This is a genomic window from Allokutzneria albata (assembly GCF_900103775.1).
In the GTDB taxonomy this organism is placed as follows: domain Bacteria; phylum Actinomycetota; class Actinomycetes; order Mycobacteriales; family Pseudonocardiaceae; genus Allokutzneria; species Allokutzneria albata.
Genome location: NZ_LT629701.1, coordinates 4,088,747 through 4,106,773, shown reverse-complemented (window position 1 = coordinate 4,106,773; position 18,027 = coordinate 4,088,747). Strand labels below are relative to the sequence as shown.

Annotated in this window: 19 protein-coding genes and 1 pseudogene; 10 read left to right on the top strand and 10 right to left on the bottom strand. The window is 70.3% G+C overall.

Annotation, left to right across the window (positions count from 1 at the left end; translation table 11 throughout):
• The first annotated feature begins 21 nt into the window (after positions 1-21).
• Together zapE and BLT28_RS18140 are read left to right on the top strand one after the other, a co-directional pair.
• Entirely contained in the window at positions 22-1,044 is a 1,023-nt protein-coding gene (gene zapE / locus BLT28_RS18145) for a cell division protein ZapE (RefSeq protein WP_030429800.1), read from the top strand.
• A gap of 29 nt (positions 1,045-1,073) precedes the next feature.
• Entirely contained in the window at positions 1,074-2,696 is a 1,623-nt protein-coding gene (locus tag BLT28_RS18140) for an ABC-F family ATP-binding cassette domain-containing protein (protein WP_030429799.1), read from the top strand.
• On the opposite strand, the gene BLT28_RS18135 is transcribed toward BLT28_RS18140, so the two are convergent.
• The gene (locus BLT28_RS18135) at positions 2,681-3,457 is read right to left on the bottom strand and encodes a peptidoglycan recognition protein family protein (RefSeq protein WP_162184845.1); all 777 of its coding nucleotides are present in this window, start codon (positions 3,455-3,457) and stop codon (positions 2,681-2,683) included. The genes BLT28_RS18140 and BLT28_RS18135 overlap by 16 nt on opposite strands.
• Positions 3,458-3,603: 146 nt before the next feature.
• Positions 3,604-4,842 carry an ornithine--oxo-acid transaminase gene (gene rocD / locus BLT28_RS18130; protein WP_030429797.1) on the bottom strand — a complete coding sequence of 413 codons (1,239 nt, stop codon included), beginning with the start codon at positions 4,840-4,842 and terminating at the stop codon, positions 3,604-3,606.
• Between the two features lie 273 nt (positions 4,843-5,115).
• On the opposite strand from rocD, the gene BLT28_RS18125 reads away from it, so the two are divergent.
• From BLT28_RS18125 to BLT28_RS18110, 4 genes are all read left to right on the top strand, one after another.
• Positions 5,116-6,306 carry a lactonase family protein gene (locus BLT28_RS18125; protein WP_030429796.1) on the top strand — a complete coding sequence of 397 codons (1,191 nt, stop codon included), beginning with the start codon at positions 5,116-5,118 and terminating at the stop codon, positions 6,304-6,306.
• A gap of 251 nt (positions 6,307-6,557) precedes the next feature.
• Complete coding sequence (locus BLT28_RS18120; protein WP_081900323.1) at positions 6,558-7,244, top strand: SGNH/GDSL hydrolase family protein; 687 nt, start codon at positions 6,558-6,560, stop codon at positions 7,242-7,244.
• Positions 7,245-7,491: 247 nt separating this feature from the next.
• Complete coding sequence (locus tag BLT28_RS18115) at positions 7,492-7,773, top strand: hypothetical protein (RefSeq protein WP_030429794.1); 282 nt, start codon at positions 7,492-7,494, stop codon at positions 7,771-7,773.
• Entirely contained in the window at positions 7,770-8,027 is a 258-nt protein-coding gene (locus tag BLT28_RS18110) for a hypothetical protein (protein WP_030429793.1), read from the top strand. Before BLT28_RS18115 ends, BLT28_RS18110 begins: the two co-directional genes overlap by 4 nt.
• Here the strand turns inward: BLT28_RS18110 and BLT28_RS18105 are convergent.
• On the bottom strand, positions 8,009-8,770 hold the full coding sequence (locus tag BLT28_RS18105) for an AraC family transcriptional regulator (RefSeq protein ID WP_156050974.1): 762 nt from the start codon (positions 8,768-8,770) through the stop codon (positions 8,009-8,011). The two genes, BLT28_RS18110 and BLT28_RS18105, sit on opposite strands and share 19 nt — an antisense overlap.
• Before the next feature lie 55 nt (positions 8,771-8,825).
• Between BLT28_RS18105 and BLT28_RS18100 the strand changes: the two genes are divergently transcribed.
• Genes BLT28_RS18100 through cutA form a run of 3 tightly spaced genes read left to right on the top strand, consistent with a single transcriptional unit; the run spans position 8,826 to position 10,442 of the window.
• On the top strand, positions 8,826-9,395 hold the full coding sequence (locus tag BLT28_RS18100; RefSeq protein WP_030429791.1) for a class I SAM-dependent methyltransferase: 570 nt from the start codon (positions 8,826-8,828) through the stop codon (positions 9,393-9,395).
• Positions 9,396-9,416: 21 nt separating this feature from the next.
• On the top strand, positions 9,417-10,109 hold the full coding sequence (locus tag BLT28_RS18095) for a YidC/Oxa1 family membrane protein insertase (RefSeq protein ID WP_030429790.1): 693 nt from the start codon (positions 9,417-9,419) through the stop codon (positions 10,107-10,109).
• A 9-nt stretch (positions 10,110-10,118) separates the two neighbouring features.
• Complete coding sequence (cutA, locus tag BLT28_RS18090) at positions 10,119-10,442, top strand: divalent-cation tolerance protein CutA (RefSeq protein ID WP_030429789.1); 324 nt, start codon at positions 10,119-10,121, stop codon at positions 10,440-10,442.
• Here cutA and BLT28_RS18085 read toward each other — a convergent pair.
• The 6 genes and pseudogenes from BLT28_RS18085 to BLT28_RS42050 all read right to left on the bottom strand — a co-directional run.
• Positions 10,426-11,781 carry an aminotransferase-like domain-containing protein gene (locus tag BLT28_RS18085; protein WP_052407352.1) on the bottom strand — a complete coding sequence of 452 codons (1,356 nt, stop codon included), beginning with the start codon at positions 11,779-11,781 and terminating at the stop codon, positions 10,426-10,428. The genes cutA and BLT28_RS18085 overlap by 17 nt on opposite strands.
• 69 nt (positions 11,782-11,850) lie before the next feature.
• Positions 11,851-12,768, bottom strand: a complete 918-nt coding sequence (locus BLT28_RS18080; RefSeq protein WP_030429787.1) for an endonuclease/exonuclease/phosphatase family protein — start codon at positions 12,766-12,768, stop codon at positions 11,851-11,853.
• Between the two features lie 176 nt (positions 12,769-12,944).
• Positions 12,945-13,349, bottom strand: a complete 405-nt coding sequence (locus BLT28_RS18075) for a hypothetical protein (protein ID WP_030429786.1) — start codon at positions 13,347-13,349, stop codon at positions 12,945-12,947.
• Between the two features lie 498 nt (positions 13,350-13,847).
• Positions 13,848-14,072, bottom strand: a complete 225-nt coding sequence (locus tag BLT28_RS18070; RefSeq protein ID WP_052407351.1) for a hypothetical protein — start codon at positions 14,070-14,072, stop codon at positions 13,848-13,850.
• Positions 14,073-14,145: 73 nt separating this feature from the next.
• Positions 14,146-14,373 carry a hypothetical protein gene (locus tag BLT28_RS42055; protein ID WP_030429784.1) on the bottom strand — a complete coding sequence of 76 codons (228 nt, stop codon included), beginning with the start codon at positions 14,371-14,373 and terminating at the stop codon, positions 14,146-14,148.
• 436 nt (positions 14,374-14,809) lie between these two features.
• Positions 14,810-15,205: pseudogene (locus BLT28_RS42050) on the bottom strand (hypothetical protein); the annotation flags it as partial.
• Between BLT28_RS42050 and BLT28_RS18060 the strand changes: the two are divergent.
• Positions 15,204-16,166: a terpene synthase family protein gene (locus BLT28_RS18060; protein ID WP_156050972.1), complete on the top strand. Its 963-nt coding sequence runs from the start codon at positions 15,204-15,206 to the stop codon at positions 16,164-16,166. The pseudogene BLT28_RS42050 and the gene BLT28_RS18060 overlap by 2 nt on opposite strands.
• On the opposite strand, the gene BLT28_RS18055 is transcribed toward BLT28_RS18060, so the two are convergent.
• Positions 16,156-18,024 carry a hypothetical protein gene (locus tag BLT28_RS18055; RefSeq protein ID WP_156050970.1) on the bottom strand — a complete coding sequence of 623 codons (1,869 nt, stop codon included), beginning with the start codon at positions 18,022-18,024 and terminating at the stop codon, positions 16,156-16,158. The genes BLT28_RS18060 and BLT28_RS18055 overlap by 11 nt on opposite strands.
• Between the last annotated feature and the right edge of the window lie 3 nt (positions 18,025-18,027).

Below are 18,027 nucleotides of genomic sequence, written 5' to 3'. Positions count from 1 at the left end.
AGCACGGATAGGCTCAGCGGCATGTCCGCGCCCCGCCTGGTGGACCGGTTGCCCGAGGTCAGCACCGATGAGCTGGTCGCGGCGATGGTCCCGCCCCCGATGTTCGACGCGGTGTCCTTCGACACCTACCTGCCCAGCCCGCAGGAGCCCAGCCAGGCAGCGGCCCTGGAACGCGGGCGCGAGTTCGCCGAGCGGGTGGCCGAGGACGAGCGCGCGAAGTCCTGGTGGAGCAGCCTGTTCGGCGGCGGGAGGTCCGGTGACGGCAAGCCCGGCCTGTACCTCGACGGCGGTTTCGGCGTCGGCAAGACGCACCTGCTCGCCTCCATCTGGCACGCCGCGCCCGAGCCCAAGTCCTACGGCACCTTCGTCGAGCTGACCCACCTCGTCGGCGCGCTCGGCTTCGGCGAGGCGGTGCGGCGGCTGTCCGGGCACAAGCTGCTGGCCATCGACGAGTTCGAGCTGGACGACCCCGGCGACACGATGCTCGTGACCCGCCTGCTCGCCGAGCTGACCGAGGCCGGGGTGCACGTGGCGGCGACCTCGAACACGTTGCCGGACAAGCTCGGCGAGGGGCGCTTCGCCGCCGACAGCTTCCTCCGCGAGATCCAGGCACTGTCCGCGCGCTTCGACGTGGCCAGGGTCGACGGGCCCGACTACCGCCATCGCGGACTGCCCGAAGCCCCGGAGCCGCTGACCGACGAGGAGCTGGCCGCCCGCGCGGAGCAGACCGAAGGCGCCACCCTGGACTCCTTCGACGAGCTGTGCGCGCACCTGGCCCGCCTGCACCCGTCGCGCTACGGGCGGCTCGTCGACGACGTGCCGCTGGTGTTGATCAGCGGAGTTCGCGCGGCGGCGGACCAGGACGTCGCGCTCCGGCTGGTGGTGCTCGCGGACCGGTTGTACGACCGCAACATCCCGGTCGCGGTCTCGGGAAGCCCGTTGTCGGCGATGTTCACCGAGGACATGCTCCGCGGCGGCTACCGCAAGAAGTACCTGCGCGCGATCAGCAGGCTCACCGCGCTGTCCCGGATGGCGAACCGATAATCGCTCGCGTCCTGCTGCATCATGGGGACGTGGGTTATCTCGACGCGGCGGGCCTGTCCTATCACCTCGCTGATGGGCGGGAGCTGTTCCGGGATGTCGCCATCAAGGTCAACGCGGGCACGGTCGTCGCGCTCGTCGGCGCCAACGGCGCGGGCAAGACCACGTTGCTGCGGCTGCTCTCCGGTGAGCTGAAACCGGACGAGGGGTCCTGCGTCGTGCACGGCGGGCTCGCGGTGATGCCGCAGTTCGTCGGCTCCGTCCGCGATGACCGGACCGTTCGTGATCTCCTGCTTTCCGTTGCGCCCCAACGACTTCAGGTCGCAGCGGCGGAACTGGACGCGGTCGAGCTGAAACTGATGGACGTCGACGACGAGGCCACCCAGATGCGCTACGCCACCGCGCTCACCGCGTGGGGCGAGGCCGGTGGCTACGACGCCGAGGTCCTGTGGGACACCGTCACCGTCGCCGCGATGGGCGTGCCCTTCGACCGCGCGCAGTACCGCGGGGTGAAGACGCTCTCCGGCGGTGAGCAGAAGCGGCTCGTGCTGGAGGCGCTGTTCCGCGGGCGCGAACAGGTGTTGTTGCTCGACGAGCCGGACAACTACCTCGACGTGCCCGGAAAGCGTTGGCTGGAAAAGAAACTCGCCGAGACCGACAAGGCGGTGCTGGTCGTCTCGCACGACCGCGAACTGCTCGCGGTCGCGGCCACGCACGTGGTGACCGTCGAGGCGCACACGGCGTGGACGCACGTCGGCAGCTTCGGCACTTGGCACGCGGCGAGGGAAGCGCGCTGGGTACGCGTTGCCGAGCAGCACCGGCGGTGGGACGAGGAGCACCAGCGGCTCAAGGACCTCGTGCGGGAGCTGCGTCAGCAAGCGTCGATCAGCGACGACATGGCCTCGCGGTACCGCGCGATGCAGACGCGGCTGAAGAAGTTCGAGGAGGCGGGACGACCGCCGGAGATGCCGCGCGAGGAGAAGGTGAAGCCCCGCCTGCACGGTGGCCGCACCGGCGTCCGCGCGATCACCTGCGAGCGGCTTGAGCTGACCGGGCTGATGAAGCCGTTCGACCTGGAGGTGTTCTTCGCCGACCGGGTCGCGGTGCTGGGCTCCAACGGTTCCGGCAAGAGCCACTTCCTGCGGCTCTTGGCGCATCAGGATGCCGTGGCGCACACCGGCGTGTGCAGGCTGGGCGCGCGGGTGGAGCCGGGGCTGTTCGCGCAGACCCACGAACACCCGGAGTGGATCGGAAAGACCCTCACCGAGGTGCTGTGGCACGGCGACGACCAGCGCTCCGGACTCGACCGCGGGCGGGCGATGAGCGCGTTGCAGCGCTACGGCCTCGCGGCGGCGGGAGATCAGCGCTTCGAGACGTTGTCCGGCGGGCAGCAGGCGCGGTTCCAGATCCTGTTGCTGGAGCTGACCGGGGCCACGCTGCTGTTGCTCGACGAGCCGACCGACAACCTGGACCTGACGTCGGCTGAGGCGTTGCAGGCGGCGCTGGAGCAGTTCACCGGCACGGTCGTCGCGGTGACCCACGACCGGTGGTTCGCCCGATCGTTCGACCGGTTCGTGGTGTTCCGCTCGGACGGTTCGGTGGTCGAGTCGGACGAGCCGGTTTGGGACGAGGCCCGGGTTCAGCGCGCACGGTGACCCTTCACCAGGCGGACGACCTCCGCTCGGACCGCGTCGAACTGCGTGGAGAACGCCTCGCCGGGGCAGGCTGTGCCGACCCAGTCGCGGTGCCTGCTGATCACCGGCTTCGTCGTGCGGGCGCCGTTGTCCGGGTTGACGTACTCGAATGAGCCCGCGGGGTCGACGCCGCACAGCAGGCTGAGCCCGGCGAGGACGCGCACCAGGCTGGACCGCGCGCCCGCGCCGGGCTGCGCCGAGGACATGTCGCCGAGCAGGCAGATCCCGATGGTGCCCATGTTGTGCCCGGACACGTGCCCGCCCGTCGCCACGAGGGGTTTGCGGCCCTGCACGGGGTGCGCGTCGAAGACCGGGACCGGATCGGGTCCGGAGTAGCGGCCCTCGTAGATGACGCCCTCCGGGTCGATGACCAGGTGGTAGCCGATGTCGGCCCACTGGCGCCGCACCGCGTGCAGGTCGTGGATGCCGCGCATCGTCGCGTCGCGGTCGGCTTCGACGGGCAGCGCGGTGTGGTGCACGACCAGCCCCTGCACGGGGGAGAACCGCAGCGGCCACCGCTCGGAGCCGTCCGGGTTCACCCGGACCGCCTCGTTGGCGCCCCACGCGGCCCGCTTCCGCACTGCGATCGCGAGATCGGCGCGTCCGGGCGGTGTGAGCACGCCCGCGTTGCGCGGCCGGGGCTTGGCGCCGGCCTCCGCTCCGATGGCCAGCGCCCCGAGCGCTCCGACAACCCCACCGAGCAACGCCCGCCGCGTAGTCATTCCGTCAGCGTGAAGCACCCCCGTGCGCTCCGCCGCCCACATCACCCACCCGTGGGCCCGCCGTGAACGTCCGTCGCGTTCCCCGGCACGGGCATGAGCAGGCCCGCTCACCGCGGGGGTGAGCGGGCCTGATGTGGTGCGGTGGGTCAGCCGCGGACGACCTCGGCGATGGCGTCCACGCCGCGGTCGATCTCCTCGCGCGTGATCACCAGCGGCGGGGCGACGCGGAGGGTGTTGTCGTGCGTCTCCTTGCACAGGATTCCGCGCGCCGCCAGCGCCTTCGACGCCTCCCGGCCCGCGGGGCCACCGGGCGCGATCTCCACGCCCGCCCACAGGCCGCGGCCGCGGACCTGCGAGACGCCCTTGCCGACCAGCTCGCCGAGGCGGCTGTGCAGGTGCTCGCCGAGTTCGCGGGAGCGCTGCTGGAACTCACCGGTGGCCAGCAGCTTGATCACCGCGCGGCCCACCGCGCAGGCCAGCGGGTTGCCGCCGAAGGTGGAGCCGTGCTCGCCGGGGCGCAGCACCCCGAGCACGTCGCGGCGGCCGACGACGGCCGAGACCGGGACGATGCCGCCGCCGAGCGCCTTGCCCAGGGTGTAGAGGTCGGCCCGGACGCCCTCGTGGTCCAGCGCCAGCAGCTCACCGGTGCGGGCGAGGCCGGACTGGATCTCGTCGGCGATCAGCAGCACGTTGTTCTCGTCGCAGATCCGCCGCAGCTCGGTGAAGTAGCCCGGCGGCGGGACGAGCACCCCGGCCTCGCCCTGGATCGGCTCGACCAGCACGGCGGCGGTGTTCGGCGTGATCGCCGCGGCCACCTCGGTCGCGTCGCCGTAGGTCGTGGCCACGAAGCCGGGGGTGTAGGGGCCGTAGTCGGCGCGGGCCACCTCGTCGTCGGAGAAGGAGACGATGGTGGTGGTGCGGCCGTGGAAGTTGGAGCCAGCCACGACGATCTGCGCCTGGTTCGCGGGCACGCCCTTGACCCGGTAGGCCCACTTGCGGGCGACCTTGATCGCGGACTCGACCGCCTCGGCACCGGAGTTCATCGGCAGCACCAGGTCGGTGCCGGTCAGCTCGGCCAGCTCCCGGCAGAACAGGCCCAGCTGGTCGTGGTGGAAGGCGCGGCTGGTCAGCGTGACCCGGTTCAGCTGCTCGACGGCGGCGGCGACCAGCGCGGGGTGCCGGTGGCCGAAGTTCAGCGCGGAGTAGCCGGAGAGGAAGTCGAGGTAGCTGCGGCCTTCCACGTCGGTCACCCACGCGCCCTCGGCGTGGGCGATGACGACCGGGAGCGGGTGGTAGTTGTGCGTGCTCCAGGTTTCGTCGAGGGCGACGTACTCGGCCGAGGAGCTCAGCGGGCCGGTGGTCGGACGATCGGCGATGGCGGTCATGGCGTAAGGCTAAGCCGCGCCAGCCGACGATTTCAGCCGCCAGGTGTTGCTCAGGGCAGCGGTTTGTTGCGCGATCGAGTGATTCCACGGTGATCCGTTGTGTCAAGGGGGGTCGCACGGTGGATTTTCCGCCCGATGGGGGCATCCGCTGCGCCATCGGCAGGCATGCCGGGCTCCCGCGATTGCCCGCTGCGCAATGTTTGCCAAGAGCCCTTCCCAAAGGCCAATGGTCCAGTCCACTGTCGCTACTGCGGATCAAGGGAGAGGCGTGACATGACTGGATCGGTGCTCGACCCCGCAAGCGGGTCTTCGGCCACTGACGGCCTCGGCAGGCGGCGGTTCCTCGGAGTGCTCGGCGGCGTCGTCGGGGGGAGTGTGCTCATGACGCACGGGGCGCAGGCGTCGACCCACGGTGTGGTGACGCGGCGGGTGTACCTCGGTTGCTACACGCTCGGTGCGGGCGGCGGGAAGGGAATAGGCCTGGCCGACGCGGACCCGGGGACCGGGGCGCTCAAGGTCGTTTCCACCGTGGAAGGCGTGGTGAACCCGTCCTTCCTCACCCTCGCGCCCAACCGGAAGACCCTCTACGCGGTCAACGAGACCACCGAGGGCCGGGTCAGCGCGTTCGCCGTGGACGCCAACGGCGGGCTCAAGGCGCTCGGCTCGCAGTCCGCGCTCGGCGCCGACCCGTGCCACCTCGCGGTCCACCCGAGCGGGCGGTACGTGCTGACCGCCAACTACTCCACGGGATCGGTCGCCGTGCACCCGATCCGCGAGGGCGGAGCGCTCGGTCCGGCGACAGACCTGGTGCAGCACAAGGGTTCCGGGCCGGACCCGGACCGGCAGAAGGGGCCGCACGCGCACCAGGTGCTGACCGACCCGAGCGGCCGTTGGGTGCACGCGGTCGACCTCGGCACCGACTCCGTCCACGTCTACCGGCTGGACCTCGGCACCGGGAAGCTGAAGCGGCATTCGCAGGCGAAGCTCAAGCCGGGCGCGGGTCCGCGGCACATCGCCTTCCACCCCAACGGGACCGCGGCCTACGTGGCCAACGAGTTGGACTCGACGATCACTGTCTGCGCGTGGGACGCCGCGACCGGGAAGCTCACCCCCGGCACCACGCTGCCCACCGCTCCCGCGGACGGCGCTGTGCGCAACTACCCGGCCGAGGTGATCGTTTCTGCGGACGGCCGCTTCGTGTACCTGTCCAACCGCGGCCACGACAGCATCGCGATCTTCGCGGTCGGCGGGTCCGGGCGGGCGCTGAAGCCGGTCGGCACGCCCTCCTGCGGCGGCGCGTGGCCGCGGCACGTCGAGCTCAGCAACGACGGCCGGTTCCTCTACGTGGCCAACGAGCGCTCGCCGGGAGTGGCCGTGTTCCAGGTCGACCGGGCCACCGGCGGGCTCACCGGGACAGGTGCGCCGCTGAGCACGCCGAGGCCGGTGTGCGTGTTGCCAGCCTGACGTCGTCAGGCGGATGGAGCAGATAAGGAGAGCTGTTCAGGCTAATTTCGCCTTCCCGGCGAATTCTGCATCTTCCTCCCCACGACGCTGCGTGCTACTCATGAGTTATGTGCTAGGTCACACAACGTCGTGGGGAGGCCCTTGTGGGCGCTAAGGCATATTTCGCGGTGGCAGCCGCGGCCATCTCGTTAAGCATTGTCGCCGCGACGCCCGCAATTGCGGCTCCGAGGGCGGCGGAGAACTATGTCGCGATGGGCGACTCGTACGACTCCGGGGTGGGCACCCGGACCTACGACTCCTCCAGCGGCGACTGCCGCAGGAGCCCGGTCGCCTACGCGCCGCTGTGGGCCAAGGCCAACAGCCCGGCCTCGTTCACGTTCATCGCCTGCTCCGGCGCGCGCACGCCGGACGTGCAGAAGCAGGCCGACCAGCTCACCTCGTCGGTCTCGCTGATCAGCCTGTCGGTGGGCGGCAACGACGTCGGCTTCGCCAGCGTGCTCACCTCCTGCCAGCTCGGCAGCGACCAGTCGTGCTTCGACAAGGTGGCCGAGGCGGTCAACCAGGCGCGCACCACCCTGCCCGCCAAGCTCGACGCCACCTACTCCAAGATCAAGTCGAAGGCGCCGTCGGCCAAGGTCGTCGTGTTCAACTACCCCCGCCTGTTCGACCTGGGCACCTGCGGCCTCGGCGGGCTGAGCAAGGCCAAGCGGGAGCGGCTGAACCAGGCCGCCGACACCCTCTCCGGCATCATCTCCGGCCGGGTCTCCGCGGCGGGCTTCCGCTTCGCCGACCTCCGCGACCGGTTCAACGGACACGGCATCTGTTCCAGCGCGGAATGGCTCAACGGCTTGTCCTGGCCGATCAACGAGTCCTACCACCCGAACACCAACGGACATTCCCAGGGTTACCTCGCGGCGTTCAAGGCCGCCATCGGGTGACTTTTCGAGTTCACTCCGCCGCCGTCCTCGATGAGGGCGGCGGCGGTTTTTGCGGACCGGGTGTGAATGGATTGAGCCGAACCGGCTAACTGTTTTCTTCGTGAGGGGAAAGGGTTGACTTGCGCGGGTGCGCCCACCGTTTCCGCCAGTACTCCGTAGCGGTGACCCGCGCGCGGGCGGGCCGGAGGTCCTGGCACGATCAAGGGGTACGCATCCGGGGCCGGGAGCTGGCGAGGAGGGTTAGGCGTTGACGACGCTGGAGACCGGGACCGAGGTGCTGTATGCCCTCGCCGACCGCGCCGGGGAGTGCGCCGGGGAGACGGCTGGGCACCGCGAAGCCGCCGAGCACGCGCACTCCGAGCTGGTGCTGACGTGGGTCGGCTCGTCCCATCCGGAAGCCGCCACGGCCCAGGCGTACGCCGCGACGGGCGTCCAGAAGATCAACGACGCGGTCTACCGGCTGCACCGCGCGGCGGAGCTGCTGCGCGAGGCCGCCATCCGCGAACGCGCCGCGCGGGAGGGCGAATGACCTCCGTCGGCGCCGTGCACCGGCGCCTGGCGGCGGCGCGCGGAGCGCTCCCCGAGGAGCAGCTGCGCGAACTCGCCGGGCGCATCCTCGACGAGCTGCGGCCCGAGCTGAACTCGGTGATGGAGCCGGGGTCGGGCTACGAGCTGCAGGACGCGATGGCCCTGCTCGGCGCGGCAGCGGGCGACTTGCTCTCGGCCGCGGACGACTTCGCCCTCGCCAAGGAGCGGACCAACACCTATCTGGCCGAGAAGTAGTTGCCGGGGGAGACCCCGAAGGCCCGGCGGAACGCGGCAACGAACGCGCTCGCGGTGCCGTAGCCGACGCGGCGGGCGACCGTGCCCACCGCCATGCCTTCCGCGAGCAGCGGCAGGGCGGCGCACATGCGGTTCTGCGCGCGCCAGTGGCCGAAGGTCATGCCGGTCTCGCCGACGAAGAGCCGGGCCAGCGTTCGTTCGCCGGCCCCGGCGAAACGACCCCAGCTCGCCAGGTCGCGGTCGTCGGCGGGATCGGCGCGCAGCGCGTCGGTCACGGCGCGGGCCCGGGCGTCCGCGGGGGTGGGCAGCTCCAACGTGGTCACCGAAACCGGCTCCAGCAGGTCGAAAACCACGGCCTCGGCGCGTGCGCGCGCGTCCGCGGGGAGGCCGTCCCGGCTGAGGTGGTCGATCAGCTGACCGAGCAGTGGGCTCACCGCGATCACGGTCGGCTCCGACCAGTCGATCGGGCAGTCCGCCAACGGGAAGTAGACGCTGCGCATGACAGCGGGGCCGATCGCGGCGGTGCTGTGCTCGACCTCGGCCGGGATCCACAGCGCGCGTGTGCTCGGCAGCACCCAGGTGCCGCTGTCGGCCGTCACGGTGATCACGCCGTCGGTGGCCCAGTTCAGCTGGTGCACGGGGTGGGTGTGCCGCTCGAAGCGCAGTCCGCCGGGCATGTCGAGGCTGCCCACCATGATCACGTTGAAGGAGGGCTCGGGAACCACGTGGCCGTTCAGCGACATCAGTTGGCAGCGTAGCTCGTAGCGGTCAGCGTGGTCTCGTCCCTACGGTCGCGGCATGGGGATGAACCGGTACCACCAGTGGTTGTGCAGCTCGGAGATGTGGGCGAAGGACGTGCGGGACAAGCAGATCCCGTGGGCGCTGGACGGGACGGAGCTGGGCGAGGACGTCCTGGAGATCGGGCCGGGCTACGGCGCCACGACCAGTGCGCTCGTCGACCTCGTGCCCCGGCTGACCTCGGTGGAGATCGACGAGGGGATGGCGGGGCGGCTGGAGCGGCTGCACGGCGCCCGGGTGCGCGTCCTGCACGGCGACGGCACCGCGCTTCCCTTGCCCGACAAGGACTTCAGCGCGGTCGTGTGCTTCACGATGCTGCACCACGTGCCCACCGCGGCGCTGCAGGACCGGCTCTTCGCCGAGGCGTTCCGGGTGCTGCGGCCGGGCGGGGTGTTCACCGGTTCGGACGGCGTGTACTCGCTCGGCTTCCGGTTGATCCACATCGGGGACACCTTCAACCCGGTCGATCCGGACACGCTGCCCGCGAGGCTGCGCGCCGCGGGCTTCGACAGGGTAGAAATGACCGTGCGCCCGAAGGAGAAGATGCGGTTCCGGGCGTACCGGGATTGATCATCTACTGTGGACGGTGCAATGTACGGCCTCCTCGACGCCGTCTTCGGTGCGCCGGTCGAAGGCGCCTACCACCTCGTCAGCGCCATCGCGGGCGCCCTCCAGTCGGCCTTCGGCGGCGCCGCGACGGCCGTCGCGATCGTGGTGTTCACCATGGCCGTGCGAATCCTGTTGTTGCCCTTGGGTTTCCTCCAGGCCAAGGCCGAGCGCAAGCGCGAGGTGCTGCTGCCCCGGCTCAAGGAGATCCAGGAGAAGCACGCCGACGACCAGGAGCGGCTGCAGCGCGAGACGCTGGAGTTCTACCGCAGCTCCGGGATCTTCGTCGGGATGCTGCCGACGCTGGCGCAGATCCCGTTCTTCGTGGTGATGTACCGGCTGTTCAGCATGCCCAGCGTCAACGGCGAGGCCAACGACCTGCTGACCAGGGACGTGCTCGGGGTGCCGCTGGGCTCGTACGTGTTCGGGGTGGGGTTCTCCCCGGAGGCGGTCGTGGTCTTCGGCGCGCTGCTCGGGCTGATCACGCTGGTCGGCTGGTGGAGCGCGCGCAGGCAACCGCCCGGTGGTCCGGGCTGCCTGCGGATGGTGCACTACGTGACGGTCGTGATCGCCCTTTTCGTGCCTCTGGCGGCCGGGATCTACCTGTTCGTCACCACGGCGTGGACCGCGGCGCAACGGGCGATTCTGTTGAGTGACAAGCACCGGGCTTCGTCCTAGCCTCGTGGTGTGGGACACCTGATGGTTTTCACCACCCTGGACAGTGCCGACGCTGCCGAGGACCTGGCGCGATCGCTGGTCACCGAGGGCCTCGCCGCGTGCGTGCAGGTCGTCGGCCCGGTGCGCAGCGTCTACCGGTGGCGCGGCGAGGTGTGCGTCGACCAGGAGTGGCAGCTGGTGATCAAGACAGCCGAGGAGCGCATGGAGGCGCTCACCAAGCACGTGCGCGCGCACCACTCCTACGAGGTGCCCGAACTGGTGGCCGTCCCGATCACCGCGGGTTCGGCCGACTACCTCGACTGGATCTCCGAACAGGTCAGCCCGCGCGGCTGAGCACCGGCGTCAGCTCGGCGATCGCTTTGCCCAGCAAGGAGATCGCGGTGCGCATGGTGGCCTCGTCGAGGTGCGCGCAGCCGAGCACCAGCCCCTCGCCGCCGGAGAAGACCATCGGGTCGAGCACGAGCTTCGGCCGCAGCCGCTCCAGCACGGCGCCCGCGGTGATCCCCGGCGGCAGCAGCACCGTCGCGGTGCCAGCACCGACCGATCCGCGCACCTCCACCGGCAGGTCCTCCAGCCCGGAGCGGACCGCCGCCAGCCGCAACGCGTGCAGCTCGGCCAGCCGGGCCCGGTAGCGCTGCACCGCTCCGCGCTGCAGGAGTTCGGCCGCCGCCTCCTGCGGAACCGGGGCGGGCCGCGCGACGGTCTCCGTCAGCACCACCTCCAGCCGGGGCACGAACCGCCGCGGTACCACGAGATAGCCCAGCGGCAGCGCGGAACCGAACAGCGAGCGCAGCGAACCGATGTGCGCCACTGCGTTTGCTGCTCCAGCCCGGTCGCCGAGCTGGAGCAGGCTCGGCACCGGCTCGAGGTGCTCCGGAACCTCCTGGCCCAGTTCGACCAGCACGGAGTCGGCCGCGCGCGACCAGTCCAGCAGCGCCCGCCGCCGCCACAACGGCATCCGGGTGCCGAGCGGGTCGTGGCCGTCCGGCGAGGTGAACACCAGGCGCGCCTTGGCGGGCAGGTCCAGCCACAGCCCGTCCGGCCACACCGGGACCGGTCGCACCATCGGGCCGAGGGCACCAGCGAACGCGCGCAGCGGCCACGGCGCCGGGTCCTCGACCGCGATGACGTCGTCGGTCTTGCACACCGCGCGGACCAGCAGCTCCGCCGAATGGCTCGGCCCGCCGGTCACGATCACCTCGTGCCGCGACATCGCCAGCCCGCGGTTGCGCTCCAGGTACTCGGCCAGCGCGGCCCGCAACCTGGGCAACCCCAGCGGCGGCGCCGGTCGCGGCAGGACGTGCCCGGCCGCGCGCCACGCCGCCCGCCACGCCTCGCGGGGGAACCGGCTCAGGTTGCTCTGCCCCGGCCGGAGGTCGATCGGCGGCGGCATCCCGTGCATCGGCCCGGCCGTCCTGCGGACGCTCGGCAGGCCCTGCACGTAGCTGCCCGCTCCACGCCGCCCGCGCAGCACCCCCGCCGCGAACAGCAGGTCGTAGGCGGCCACGGCCACCCCGCGCGAGACCCCGAAGGACGCGGCGAGCGCGCGCGTGGACGGCAACCGCGTGCCCGCCCCGAGCACTCCCCGCTCGACCAGCTCGGTCAGCTGCTCGGCGATCTGCCGGTGGATGGGGACGCCGCAGTCGCGGTCGATGGTGATCGGGAGAGCCATGTGAGCAGGTTATGGGCCGCTGAGCTGCGAAAACGGGCTCGGCGTTGCCGAAAGCGTCTCAAGAGCGTCTCATCCGGCCGAGCCGGCGACCGGGAAGTGGTCGGAGTACTCGTCGTCGCGCCGGACGACCACGCCGAGCACCTTCACCTGCCACTCCGGCGACTTCACCAGCAGCGTCTCGTTGCGCCAGGCCGCGGAGCCGGAGCCCCGTCGCAGCAGCACGTAGTCCAGGTGCTCCTCGGCCGATCCACCCGCCATGGAGTTGCGCGACGGCGACCAGGACGGCGGGCCGGAGTAGGAGGTCGGCGCGATCGCGTCGAGGTCTGCGAGCATGCCCGAGTACTCCGGCCCGTCGCGGTGCACGTTGAGGTCGCCCGCGATGATCGTGGTCCCGGTGACCCGCTGGTCGAGGTAGGAGTCGATCTCGCGGAACTGCTCCGCGCGCAGCTCCCGCGCCCGCCCGGCGGGGCAGGTGCTGTCGTCGGCCTGCACGTGGGTGCCGACCACGTTCACCGTCACTCCGCGCACGGCGACCCGCACGTGGGCGAAACCCTTGCTGGAGAAGCCGTCCGCGCCGCAGCCGTTGCTGAAGATGTACTGGTTGCGCGCGGTGATCGGGAACTTGCTGACGATCGCGACGCCGCCGTCCTCCAGGTCGAACTGGGGGTCGCCGTAGGTCCCGTCCCAGCCGGAGTCGCCCCGGCCCACGACCGGAGTCTGGTACGGGTACTCCGCTCGCAACCCGTGGAGCAGCTTCTCCGAGGCGGGGTTGTCGAAGACCTCGTTGAGCACGACCACGTCGTAGCCCTTGACGTAGCCCGCCGCGGCGATCAGCCCGGCTCGCGTGTCCTGGGCGTCCGTCGGCGCGGCGAGCTCCGGCAGGAACTTGACGTTGTGGGTGAGCACGCGGATCGGCGGTGCGGCCGCGGCGGGCAGTGGGGCGCTCAGCAGCGCGACGGCGGTCAGCAGCAGGGTCCAGCGGCGCATCCCGGCCTCCTGGGGATCGCAGGGTGAATGCGATTCACGTTAGCCGGGCTGGGCCCTTCGGTCAGGGCCATTGGTGGGGCGGGGCCGCGGCGGACGCACCGAATGACTCATTCGGTGCGTTCAGCTACCCGAATGACTCATTCAGTGCGCAAGCCCGCCCACGAGGGGAGGGGGTGTCAGGCGCTGACCTGGTGGCGGCGGACGGCCTCCGCGCGCGGGTCGACGGCGGCGGCGACGGCCTGGTCGACCGACATGCCGAAGCGGTGCAGCGAGCGGTCGGCGAACTCCATGCAGTGCCTGGCGATCTCGTCCTGGCCCAGCAGGCGGTGCGCGCGGCCGAGACCGTGCATCACGATCGCCAGCTCGTACTCGTCCGCGTCGGTCAACGAGTTCAGCGCGGTTTCCAGACTCTGCACGGCCTGTTCGGCGCGTACCAGCGATCGTCCACGGTCGGTGCCCTCATGGGCCTCCGCCGCCGCCAGGTACCAGCGGCCGACCGTGATGTCGGCGCGCCCGCTCGGCAGCCCCCTGGTGCCGTGCGGCAGCGCGCGATGGGTTCCGAGGTCCTTGGAGTGCTTCACGAACTCTCCCCGTCGAACTGCTGAAGCTGAACCTAAACCTGAACTTCCGAGTCTTGGATTCACGTTGACGTCGCTGCGTGCCCGTGGTCCTTTCCGGTGCTTGTCACCAGCTTGTCCTGGCTGCCTGGAGAAGCCTGCCGGAATTCTGTTGTACGTCGAGCTGAAAAGGGAATCGGCAGAGACAACCCTGATATGAAGCTTCCATCAGGAAACCGAAATCACACGTTTGTACACATCCGCGTTATCGCACCTCAGGGGCTTGTTTCACCGCTCAAACACGCCCAAGGTCGCCCGTCCGGGAGACCCCCGCGCCCGCCCGGCCGGGCCCGGGAGCAACCCGATCGGGTCAGTCTCGTGACCGGTCGGAGACCGGATGGGGGCACCAATGCCCGAAATGCGCGGCACCGCACCGATCCAGAGGCTCCTGACGGTGCGGTACGGGCGTCTGTATCGAAAACGCGATGGATAGTTACCCAGGCGAACTAGCCCGGGAGCCCCTCACGCGGGCTTGAGCCGGTACTCCCAGCCGCCCTCGGCGGTGCGGTGCAGCTGGTAGTGGGTCTCGATCTTCGGCCCGCCGTGCAGGTAGGTGTGCGTGACCGTGCTGCCCGCGACCGCCCTGGCCACCGGGATCGCGTCCTCGCGCCCGTCCAGCGGCCCGCCGATGAACCGGGCCAGCGCCCGGCCCGGACCGCCGGAGTCGGGGGACAGCGGAGACGACATGATCCACTCGCAATCTCGGGGCAGGCGGCAGTCCCCCAATCGTAGGCGTGATGACCTGCGAGATCGGCCCTAATCATCCACTTGGCGCACCGCGGTGGTACCCATTCGGCGAATCCGCGGTGACGCGGTCCTCGCGGCTGCCGGGACGGCCGCGGTCGACGTGGAAGGTCGCGAACGTCCGTACCGGCGAGTACGCGGTGGACTCGGTGCCGATCACGGGCGCGTCCGGCTCGTCGAAGTCCGGCACCCCGTCGTCGACGAACGCGGAGTGCCAGTCCCCGGTGATCACCACGAGGTCCACATGCCGCTGCGGTGAACATGTCGGGTCGAGTACATCCAGCTCCAGCAGGTCGGCCCAACTCCAGGTCTGGTGGGTCTAAGGGCCGGATCCGTCGCGCAGCGGCATGGCGCGCAACGACGGATCTCCCTTGTGGGGCGCGCCGTCGCCGATAGTCAGCCGCTGTGAAGGCTTCGTGGTCGCGAACGTGCTGCCCGTGCTGATGCTCGCTCCCGTAAACGGGTCTTCGGCCGCGCGCCGTGCTCGGAGTTGTAAACCCCAAGACGTACAACGAAATCAAGATTCTCACCCGCAATACCCCGGTGCGCGCGTAGAAACCGTCGTGGAACGCCTGGCGGTTCGCGGAAGCGAAGCTGACTCCGGCCGGGCCGGCCGGAGCGGTCTTCGTGCGGCCGACGCCGCTCGTCCGGCTCAGTGCGGAGAATCGGTGGTAGTAGCGCTGTCCCTGTCGCAGGCCGTGCACGGGGATGTGCACGCCGTGACCTTGTGTGGTGATCGCGCCAACAGTTCCGCCCGCGACCTTTCGGTGGAACAAAGGGTCTTCCGCGAAGGTCCACGCCACATCGACGGAGTCGGCGAGCGGCTGGGGAAAGAGGTTCCGGGGCGAGTCGCGCCCACAGCACGACCCCGTCCGGCAGCGGCGGCCGAGCGGAGGAACACCGAGTGGCCGCGTCCTGAACGCCGCTCGGCGACGAGGTTGAACCACGGCGCCACCGTCCTTTATGGACTGATCGGCATTTCCCGCACGAGTCACCCGTTTGCCACGTCGTCCTGGCAGGTGGCCCTGCGCTTTGATCGGCAGGTCCTGGCGCCGTCGACAAGGGGTGCGCAGCATGTCCGAATATCGGCAACCGGAGATGTACCGGCCCTATCCCGCGCGGTGCAATTCCCGCGTGGCGGAGGCGGGTGCGCACGCGACCGACTGGGCGCGCCGGACGGGCATGCTCGCGGCGCTGTGGGACGAGCGCGACGTCGACGAGCTGGGAGCGGCCACGTTCGCCGCGCACGCGCACCCGGAGGTGGCCGAACCGGCGCTGTTCCTGCTCAGCGAATGGCACATCTGGGGCTTCTACCTGGCCGAGCACTTCGCTGAACACCGACGAACACGCGACATCGGCGGGGCGAAGCTGTTCGCCCGCAGGGTCGCCGCGTTCACCGCGGCGGAGTCCTTGACGCCGGGGAACCCGGTCGAACGGGGCCTCGCCGACCTGTGGTCCCGCACGACGCGGGCCATGCCCAGGGAGCTGAAAGAGCGGTTACGCCGCAACATCCAGGGCTATGTCGACGCCCACGTGGAAGAGCTGTTCAACCTCTGCCAGAACCGGGTGCCCGACCCCAGCAGCTACCTGGCGACGCGCACGAGAACCCTTGGCGTGCCTTGGGTTCACGATCTGATCCGGCACCTCGTCGACCACGAGCTGCCCCGCCAGGTGTTCGAGACGTGGCCGATGCGCGCCCTCCTGGCGGCTTTCTTCGAAGCCACCGCGCTCCAACGGGACGCGTGGAGCTACCAGGAGGACGGCGGCCGCGGTGCGAAGATCAACAACGGCGTTCACGTGTACGCACGCTTCCTCGGCTGTTCGTCGCAACGGGCGGGCGAGATCCTGAACAACCTCGGCACGGAGCGCCTGCGCCGCTTCGAGAACCTGGCGATCACCGAGGTTCCCGCGCTCGCCGTCGAACTCGGCCTGGGACTGGCCGACGGCGAGCGCCTGCTCCGGCACATCGACCACCTGCGCCAGTTCACCGCGGGCACGCACCAGTGGATCCAGCGCCCCGCCCTGCTCACCTCGTGAGCGCGAAGCCGAACTGGCTCTCGTAGACGTGGTTCGGCACCTTCTCGCAGTCGCGGAACGGCGTCAGGAAGTGGTCGTCCTGGTCCTTCCAATAGCAGCGGTGCAGGGCGACGGACGGCGCGCTGGGGTGGGCGGTGTAGATCCATCCCTCGACCCGCAGCTTGGTCTGTCCCTCGCAATCCTCGCGTAGCGACGTGAAGTGGTTGAGCCCCTTGACGCTCGTGTAGGAGCAGCCGTACAGCGGGATCGTGCCGGGCTTGGCTGAGCTTTCAAGGAAGTAGCGGTGCTCCAACGAGTAGCGCGCGGTGACCGGGCCGCTGGTGTCCCAGTGTTCGCGGCCGTCGTAGAAGCGGGAGAACACGCGCTCCGACGAGGTGAGCGCGTGACCGAGCAGACCGTCCGAAACCGCGCCAGCTTTGCCGTCACAGGCTTCGGTGGTCGCGGTGTAGTGCGTGCCGCCCACACGGCAGCGGTACAACGGCGTCGACGGCGCGGCCGGGGGAGTGTTGTACAGCCAGCCCTCCGTCTGGAGGATCGAGTTCTGCTTGCCCTCACAGCCCGGGTCCTTCGACAGGAACTGGTCGGTCGCACCGTTGCGGCAGCTGTAGATGCCTGTGGTGTTGTCGGCCGGAGCATCGGCCAGGTGCCACAGTTTCCCTTCCGCCGGAGCGAAACCAGGGGCGCGCTCGGTGGCCGTGGTGGTCCGGTGCTGCGTGCCGTCCGAGAAGCCCACCAAGGAGCTCTGCCCGGCCGGGCGGCCCGCGACACAGGTGATCAGTCGGCGCATCGCCACGGCGTTGTTCCAGTCGCCTGCCTTGGCCCACTGGAGGTAGTAGACGTAGAACCTGTCATCCACAATGGACGGATCGGCTCCGAGGCCGACGACGGTGGGATAGGCGTTGCCGCGCTCGGGATCGCGGAACAGCGGCTGCGCGGGAGTCCAGCCGGTCATACCGTTCGGCGAGTGGGAGTACTCGAACTCCGTGATGCTGTTGCCCGCCAACATGATCGTGCCGCCACGAGTGGTGCGCACGACGTTCGGGTGCCACGGCCCGACCGCATCGCGCAGCGACGTCGACGGCCCGTTCTTGCCCGCGGAGTTCCACGCTCCCTGGTGGTACTTCGCCCACGGGGTAACGGTTTTGCGTTTCGCCGCGTCGATCACCTCGGCGAGCGGCGCCCGTGCGACGGACAGACCTGTCGCCTTGAACGCGCCGTTGTCGAAGGAGTAGTCCGGGAAGTACAGGTACAGGAAGCCGTCGCGGGGCACCAGCGAGGAGGTGCCGATGTCCGCGGTCAGGTCGTGCTTGTCGGCGGTGGCGAAGTCCATGTCCGGGCTGACGATCTCGCCGATCAGCGTCGTCACACCGGTGGCCGGGTCGTGCACGCCGAGGTGCAGGTCGGCGTAGAAGTGGTGCTGCTCGCTGAGCTTGCGCTCCAGGTGCAGCACCTGGAGGACGAGCCCGCTGCCCGGGTCGCGGTAGACCGGCCCGCCGCCCGCGTACTGGTAAGGCGGCGCGAGGCCGGTCACCTGCTTCATGCTGACCACGCCACCCGCGACCGGGTTGTCGAGCGTGCCGCGCGTGACGGCGACGCTCTGCGGCTGTCCACCCGAGCCGACCAGGGCGGCGGTGGACAGGAACTTGTAGGTCCCGTTGCCCTCCGGCAGCACACCGAAGGCGGTGTCCGGCCAGCCCTTGAGCCCGAGTCGCTGACGGGTCGGGTTGTCCACGACAACCTGTTCCGGCCCGACCGCGACGCGGTCGCACGGTTCGACTGCTGCTTCCTCGGTCGCGGCGGCGGGGGTGACTCCGACCCCGGCCAACACGAGCGCTGCCCCCAGTGCACGAAGCTTCACGCT

What these genes read in the sequence shown, in the direction of transcription:
- zapE (WP_030429800.1), top strand. Translation starts at nt 22, where the DNA reads ATGTCCGCGCCCCGCCTGGTGGACCGGTTGCCCGAGGTCAGCACCGAT.
- BLT28_RS18135 (WP_162184845.1), bottom strand. Translation starts at nt 3,457, where the DNA reads ATGACTACGCGGCGGGCGTTGCTCGGTGGGGTTGTCGGAGCGCTCGGG.
- rocD (WP_030429797.1), bottom strand. Translation starts at nt 4,842, where the DNA reads ATGACCGCCATCGCCGATCGTCCGACCACCGGCCCGCTGAGCTCCTCG.
- BLT28_RS18125 (WP_030429796.1), top strand. Translation starts at nt 5,116, where the DNA reads ATGACTGGATCGGTGCTCGACCCCGCAAGCGGGTCTTCGGCCACTGAC.
- BLT28_RS18120 (WP_081900323.1), top strand. Translation starts at nt 6,558, where the DNA reads ATGGGCGACTCGTACGACTCCGGGGTGGGCACCCGGACCTACGACTCC.
- BLT28_RS18110 (WP_030429793.1), top strand. Translation starts at nt 7,770, where the DNA reads ATGACCTCCGTCGGCGCCGTGCACCGGCGCCTGGCGGCGGCGCGCGGA.
- BLT28_RS18105 (WP_156050974.1), bottom strand. Translation starts at nt 8,770, where the DNA reads ATGTCGCTGAACGGCCACGTGGTTCCCGAGCCCTCCTTCAACGTGATC.
- BLT28_RS18100 (WP_030429791.1), top strand. Translation starts at nt 8,826, where the DNA reads ATGGGGATGAACCGGTACCACCAGTGGTTGTGCAGCTCGGAGATGTGG.
- BLT28_RS18095 (WP_030429790.1), top strand. Translation starts at nt 9,417, where the DNA reads ATGTACGGCCTCCTCGACGCCGTCTTCGGTGCGCCGGTCGAAGGCGCC.
- BLT28_RS18085 (WP_052407352.1), bottom strand. Translation starts at nt 11,781, where the DNA reads ATGGCTCTCCCGATCACCATCGACCGCGACTGCGGCGTCCCCATCCAC.
- BLT28_RS18080 (WP_030429787.1), bottom strand. Translation starts at nt 12,768, where the DNA reads ATGCGCCGCTGGACCCTGCTGCTGACCGCCGTCGCGCTGCTGAGCGCC.
- BLT28_RS18070 (WP_052407351.1), bottom strand. Translation starts at nt 14,072, where the DNA reads ATGTCGTCTCCGCTGTCCCCCGACTCCGGCGGTCCGGGCCGGGCGCTG.
- BLT28_RS18060 (WP_156050972.1), top strand. Translation starts at nt 15,204, where the DNA reads ATGTCCGAATATCGGCAACCGGAGATGTACCGGCCCTATCCCGCGCGG.